The sequence below is a fragment of the Kitasatospora sp. NPDC059577 genome, assembly GCF_042735475.1.
Classification (GTDB): domain Bacteria; phylum Actinomycetota; class Actinomycetes; order Streptomycetales; family Streptomycetaceae; genus Kitasatospora.
On sequence record NZ_JBHWBZ010000054.1, the window covers coordinates 1 to 4,982 of the forward strand.

Annotated in this window: 4 protein-coding genes; 3 read left to right on the forward strand and 1 reads right to left on the reverse strand. The window is 72.0% G+C overall.

Annotated features, from left to right (window positions below; translation table 11 throughout):
- Nucleotides 1–107: 107 nt before the first annotated feature.
- A complete protein-coding gene (locus ACFV0O_RS31345; RefSeq protein WP_380347116.1) occupies nucleotides 108–1,715 on the reverse strand; it encodes a DHA2 family efflux MFS transporter permease subunit in 1,608 nt (535 codons plus the stop codon).
- Nucleotides 1,716–2,015: 300 nt separating this feature from the next.
- Here ACFV0O_RS31345 and panB point away from each other — a divergent pair, with 300 nt between their 5' ends.
- The 3 genes from panB (at nucleotide 2,016) to ACFV0O_RS31360 (ending at nucleotide 4,877) form a co-directional block, all read left to right on the forward strand.
- A complete protein-coding gene (gene panB, locus ACFV0O_RS31350; RefSeq protein ID WP_380347117.1) occupies nucleotides 2,016–2,885 on the forward strand; it encodes a 3-methyl-2-oxobutanoate hydroxymethyltransferase in 870 nt (289 codons plus the stop codon).
- Between the two features lie 160 nt (nucleotides 2,886–3,045).
- On the forward strand, nucleotides 3,046–4,068 hold the full coding sequence (locus ACFV0O_RS31355) for an ATP-binding cassette domain-containing protein (protein ID WP_380347119.1): 1,023 nt from the start codon (nucleotides 3,046–3,048) through the stop codon (nucleotides 4,066–4,068).
- Nucleotides 4,065–4,877: an ABC transporter permease gene (locus tag ACFV0O_RS31360; RefSeq protein ID WP_380347121.1), complete on the forward strand. Its 813-nt coding sequence runs from the start codon at nucleotides 4,065–4,067 to the stop codon at nucleotides 4,875–4,877. Before ACFV0O_RS31355 ends, ACFV0O_RS31360 begins: the two co-directional genes overlap by 4 nt.
- The last annotated feature ends 105 nt before the right edge of the window (nucleotides 4,878–4,982 follow it).

The window sequence follows — 4,982 nt, forward strand, 5'->3', positions numbered from 1 at the left end:
CCCCCCCCCCCCCCCCCCCAGGCCCTGCCACCCGGGCGTACCGGGCGGCAGGGCCATTGTCCCCCGGCCGTGCCGCGGCACGGGCCGGCGTCCGGTCCGGTGGCGGGTCAGGCCTCCGCGGCCGCGGTCTCCCGGGTCGCGTCCGGCTGCCCGGCGGCCGGACCGGCCGGGGCGCCGGGAGCGGCCGAGCGGCGCGGCAGCAGGAACCAGGCGACCAGCGCGCCGATCACCGAGATGCCCACCGAGAGCGAGGCCACCACGTGCATGGCGTGGATGAAGGAGTCGTTCGCCGGGCCGATCAGGGCCTGTCCGCCGGGGATCCGGCCGGCGATGGCCAGGGTGGCCTCCAGCGATTCGCCGGCCTTGTCGCGCAGGTTCTCCGGCAGCTGGTTCAGGGTGTCGGACATCCCGTCGCGGTAGACGGTGGAGAGCACCGCGCCGAGCACGGCGACCCCGAGCGAGCCGCCGACCTGGCGGAAGGTGTTGTTGACGGCGGAGCCGGCGCCGGCCTTCTCGCGGGGCAGCGAGCCCATGATCGCGACGGTCACCGGCGGCATGACGTGCGCCATGCCGGCGCCCATCACCAGGCCGAGCACGATCAGCACCCAGATCGGGGTGGTGGCGGTGAGCACGGTGTAGCCGACGAAGCCGAGCGCGACCAGCAGCATGCCGCCGGAGGCGGTGGCGGCGACGCCGAAGCGATCGACCACCAGCCGGGCCCGCGGCGCGAAGAGCAGCTGGGCGACGGCCAGCGGCAGCATCAACAGGCCCGCCTGGAGGGCGCTGTAGCCGCGCACGCTCTGGATGTAGAAGACGCCGAAGAACGAGACGCCCATCAGCGCGAAGAAGATCACGCCGACGACCACCACGGAGGCGCTGAACACCTTGTTGCGGAACCAGGTGACGTCCAGTGCGGGGAACGCGGTGCGGCGCTCGAACCAGACGAAGGCGACCAGCGCGACCACGCCGACCAGGGTCGGCACCCAGGCCCCGGGGGCGGTGAAGTCGGCCAGCTCGCCGCCCTTGATGATGCCGTAGATCAGGGCGACCAGGCCGATGATCGACAGCAGCACGCCGACCGGGTCGAGCTTGCCCGGGGCCGGGTCCTTGGACTCGGGCACCAGGATCGCCATCGCGATCACCGCGACGATCACGATCGGGACGTTGATCAGGAAGACCGAGCCCCACCAGAAGTGCTCGATCAGCAGACCGCCGGTGATCGGGCCGATGGCGATGGCCAGGCCCACCGCGCCCGCCCAGATGCCGATCGCCTTGGGCTGCTCGGAGCGCTCGAAGACGTTCATGATGATCGCCAGCGTGGCGGGCATCGCGAGCGCGGCGCCGACGCCCATCAGGGCGCGGAAACCGATGAGTTCACCGGGCGAGCCGGCCATCGAGGACAGCAGTGAGGCGATGCCGAAGACCACCATGCCGGCCAGCAGCGCGAGCTTGCGGCCGAAGCGGTCGCCGAGCAGGCCCGAGGTGAAGAGCAGCCCGGCGAACACGAGCGTGTAGGAGTTGATCGACCACTCCAGGTCGCTCTGGGTGGCGCCGAGGCCGACCGGAGCGGGGGTCGCGATGGTCTTCATCGCGACGTTGAGGATCGAGTTGTCGAGCACGACGACGAGCAGGGCGAGCACCAGGGTGCAGAGGATCGCCCAGCGCCGACGGTGGATGGCTTCCGGCACGCGGGGTGGCGCGGCTGCGGTGGTCATTGGTCTTCCCGTCCGTGTTGGCGTGGCACTGGCGGGCTATTCCGAGTCGGAAACGTCTCGTAACCCCCTGCACCAGAGTAGCGGGGAAATACGATACGAGACGACACCGTTTCGCAAAATGGAGGCAAAGCCCGGCGCCTCCCCCGAACCCCGGCCCGCCGCGGCCGGCCCCGGTGTGTCACGGATCGCACCGGGACGAACGCACCCCTCTTTGCGCGCACGCCGGGGCGTGCAAGCATGGAGGTGATCCGGGGACGCCGCACGGCGCCACGAGACGACAACCCTTCAGGAGTCCGTTCGATGAACGCTTCTTCGCCTTCGCCTGCCCAGAACCAGGCGTCGACCGCCACCCTCTACGGCGGGGTCACCAACCGCCGCGTGACCGTCCGCGACCTCGCCGCCGCCAAGCAGCGCGGCGAGAAGTGGTCGATGCTCACCGCCTACGACGCCCTGACCGCAGGCGTGTTCGACGAGGCCGGCACCCCGGTGCTGCTGGTCGGCGACTCGGCGGGCAACTGCCACCTCGGCTACGAGACCACCGTCCCGGTGACCATGGATCAGATGGTGATGCTCTCCGCCGCCGTCGTCCGCGGCACCAAGAGGTCGATGATCGTCGCCGACCTGCCGTTCGGCTCCTACCAGGAGTCCCCCGCGCAGGCCATGCACAACGCGGCCCGGCTGATGAAGGAGGCCGGGGTCGGCGCGGTCAAGCTGGAGGGCGGCGAGCGCAGCGCCCGCTCGATCGAGCTGCTGGTCGAGGCCGGCATCCCGGTGATGGCGCACATCGGTCTCACCCCGCAGTCCGTGCACGCCTTCGGCGGCTACCCGGTCCAGGGCCGCGGCGACGAGGCGGCGCACCAGCTGCTGCGCGACGCCAAGGCCGTCCAGCAGGCGGGCGCCTTCGCGGTGGTCCTGGAGGCGGTGCCGGCCGAGCTGGCCGCCCAGGTCACCGAGCAGCTGGCGATCCCCACCGTCGGCATCGGCGGCGGCCCCGACACCGACGCCCAGGTGCTGGTCTGGACCGACATGGCCGGCATGACGGCCGGCCGGGTGCCGAAGTTCGTCAAGCAGTACGCCGACCTGCGGACCGTCCTGGCCGACGCCGCCCGGGCCTTCGCCGAGGACGTCCGCGGCGGCGCCTTCCCCGCGGAGGAGCACAGCTTCCACTGACCGTTCGCACCGGTCACGGCCCTGCCCCGCGCCCGCGGAGCAGGGCCGCCGGCACGTCCGGCCGCCGATGACAGCGGCGTGACAGCGGCCTGGCAGCGGGCCGCCGCCGCCGTCACCACGGCGACAGGGGGCTGACAGCCGGGCCGGACAACCTGGTGGCATGACACGAATCGCCACCGCCCCGAACGACCGGGGAGCCGCCGCCGGCAATGCCGTCGAGGTCCGCGGCATCGTCAAGCACTACGGCACCACCAAGGCCCTCGACGGGGTCGACCTCACCGTCAGGGAAGGCACCGTCCTCGGTGTGCTCGGCCCCAACGGCGCGGGCAAGACCACCCTCGTCCGGGTCCTCTCCACCCTGATCAAGCCGGACGCCGGCACCGCCTTCGTCGGCGGCTACGACGTCCTGCGCCAGCCCAAGCAGCTGCGCCGCACGATCGGCCTCACCGGCCAGTACGCCTCCGTCGACGAACTCCTCTCCGGGTACGAGAACCTCTACCTGATCGGCCGACTGCTCGACCTCCCCGGCCGCGAGGCCAAGGCCCGCGCGACCGAACTGCTGGAACGCTTCTCGCTCACCGAGGCCGCCAAGCGGCCCGCCAAGACCTACTCCGGCGGCATGCGCCGCCGCCTCGACCTGGCCGCCAGCATGATCGGCCGCCCCCGGGTGCTCTACCTGGACGAGCCCACCACCGGTCTGGACCCGCGCACCCGCAACGAGGTCTGGGACGAGGTGCAGCGGATGGTCTCCGAGGGCACCACCGTGCTGCTGACCACCCAGTACATGGAGGAGGCGGAGCAGCTCGCGAACGAGCTGACCGTCATCGACCGCGGCAAGGTGATCGCCACCGGGCTGGTGGCCGAACTCAAGGCCAAGGTCGGCGGGCAGACCCTGCAGGTCCGCCCGGTCCACGCGGCCGAGTTGCCCGAGATGGCCCGCTGCCTGCACGACACCGGCATCACCACCGCCACCTTCTCCGCCGACACCGGCCTGCTCGCGGTGCCGATCACCGGCGAGGAGCAGCTGACCACCGTGATCGGCGTGCTCGGCGGCCGCGGCTTCGCGATCGCCGGCATCGACACCAAGGTGCCCAGCCTCGACGAGGTCTTCCTCGCCATCACCGGCAAGCCCGCCCCCGCCGCGGACGCCGCCCCCAGCCTCGCCAAGGAGCCCGTCGCATGACCACCGCCGCACTCGCCCCCGCCCGGGTGGAGGACTCCCGGATCGGTCTGTCCGGCACCCTGCGCCACGTCGGCGCACTGACCCGGCGCAACCTGATGCGGATCAAGGCCGACCCGGAGTCGATGTTCGACGCCGTGCTGATGCCGATCATCTTCACCGTGCTCTTCGTCTACGTCTTCGGCGGGGCGATGGCCGGCAACCAGGACGCCTACCGGCAGTACCTGGTCCCCGGCCTGCTCGGACAGACCGGTCTCACCCTGGCGATGGCCGTCGGCACCGGCCTCAACAGCGACTTCCAGACCGGCGTGATGGACCGCTTCCGGACCCTGCCGATCGGGCGGGCCTCCGTACTGCTCTCCAAGATCGCCGCCGAGACCCTCCGCGGGCTGCTCTCCTTCGCGATCCTGATCAGCTTCGCGATGTGCATCGGCTTCGAGGTGAAGACCGGTCCGCTGGAGGTGCTGGCCACCATCGGCCTGGCCCTGGTGTTCGGCATGTCGATCGTCTGGATCTCGATGCTGCTCGGCATGGCGCTGCGCAGCGCCCAGGCCGTCCAGGGCGTCTCCATGCTGGTCCTGATGCCGATGCAGTTCGGCAGCTCGATCTTCGCCCCGACCCAGACCATGCCGGGCTGGCTGCAGTCCTTCACCAAGGTGAACCCGCTGTCCGCACTGGCCGACGCCTCCCGTGCGCTGCTCAACGGCGAGGGCGCGGTCGCCCACCCGGTGATGATCGTGCTGATCTGGTCCGCCGCCGTCACCGCGGTCTTCGCCCCGCTCGCGGTCGCCCGCTTCCGCAAGCGGACCTGACCCCGGACCGCGTCGGCCCTCCGCGGGGGGGGGCCGGCGGACGGGGCGGCCGGCCGCCCGGGACAGGCGCCGGCCGTCGCAGGGGGCGCCGGGGGGGCGGGGCGC

Excerpts from the sequence above, each read along its gene's own strand:
- ACFV0O_RS31345 (WP_380347116.1), bottom strand. The coding sequence starts at position 1,715 with ATGACCACCGCAGCCGCGCCACCCCGCGTGCCGGAAGCCATCCACCGT.
- panB (WP_380347117.1), top strand. The coding sequence starts at position 2,016 with ATGAACGCTTCTTCGCCTTCGCCTGCCCAGAACCAGGCGTCGACCGCC.
- ACFV0O_RS31355 (WP_380347119.1), top strand. The coding sequence starts at position 3,046 with ATGACACGAATCGCCACCGCCCCGAACGACCGGGGAGCCGCCGCCGGC.
- ACFV0O_RS31360 (WP_380347121.1), top strand. The coding sequence starts at position 4,065 with ATGACCACCGCCGCACTCGCCCCCGCCCGGGTGGAGGACTCCCGGATC.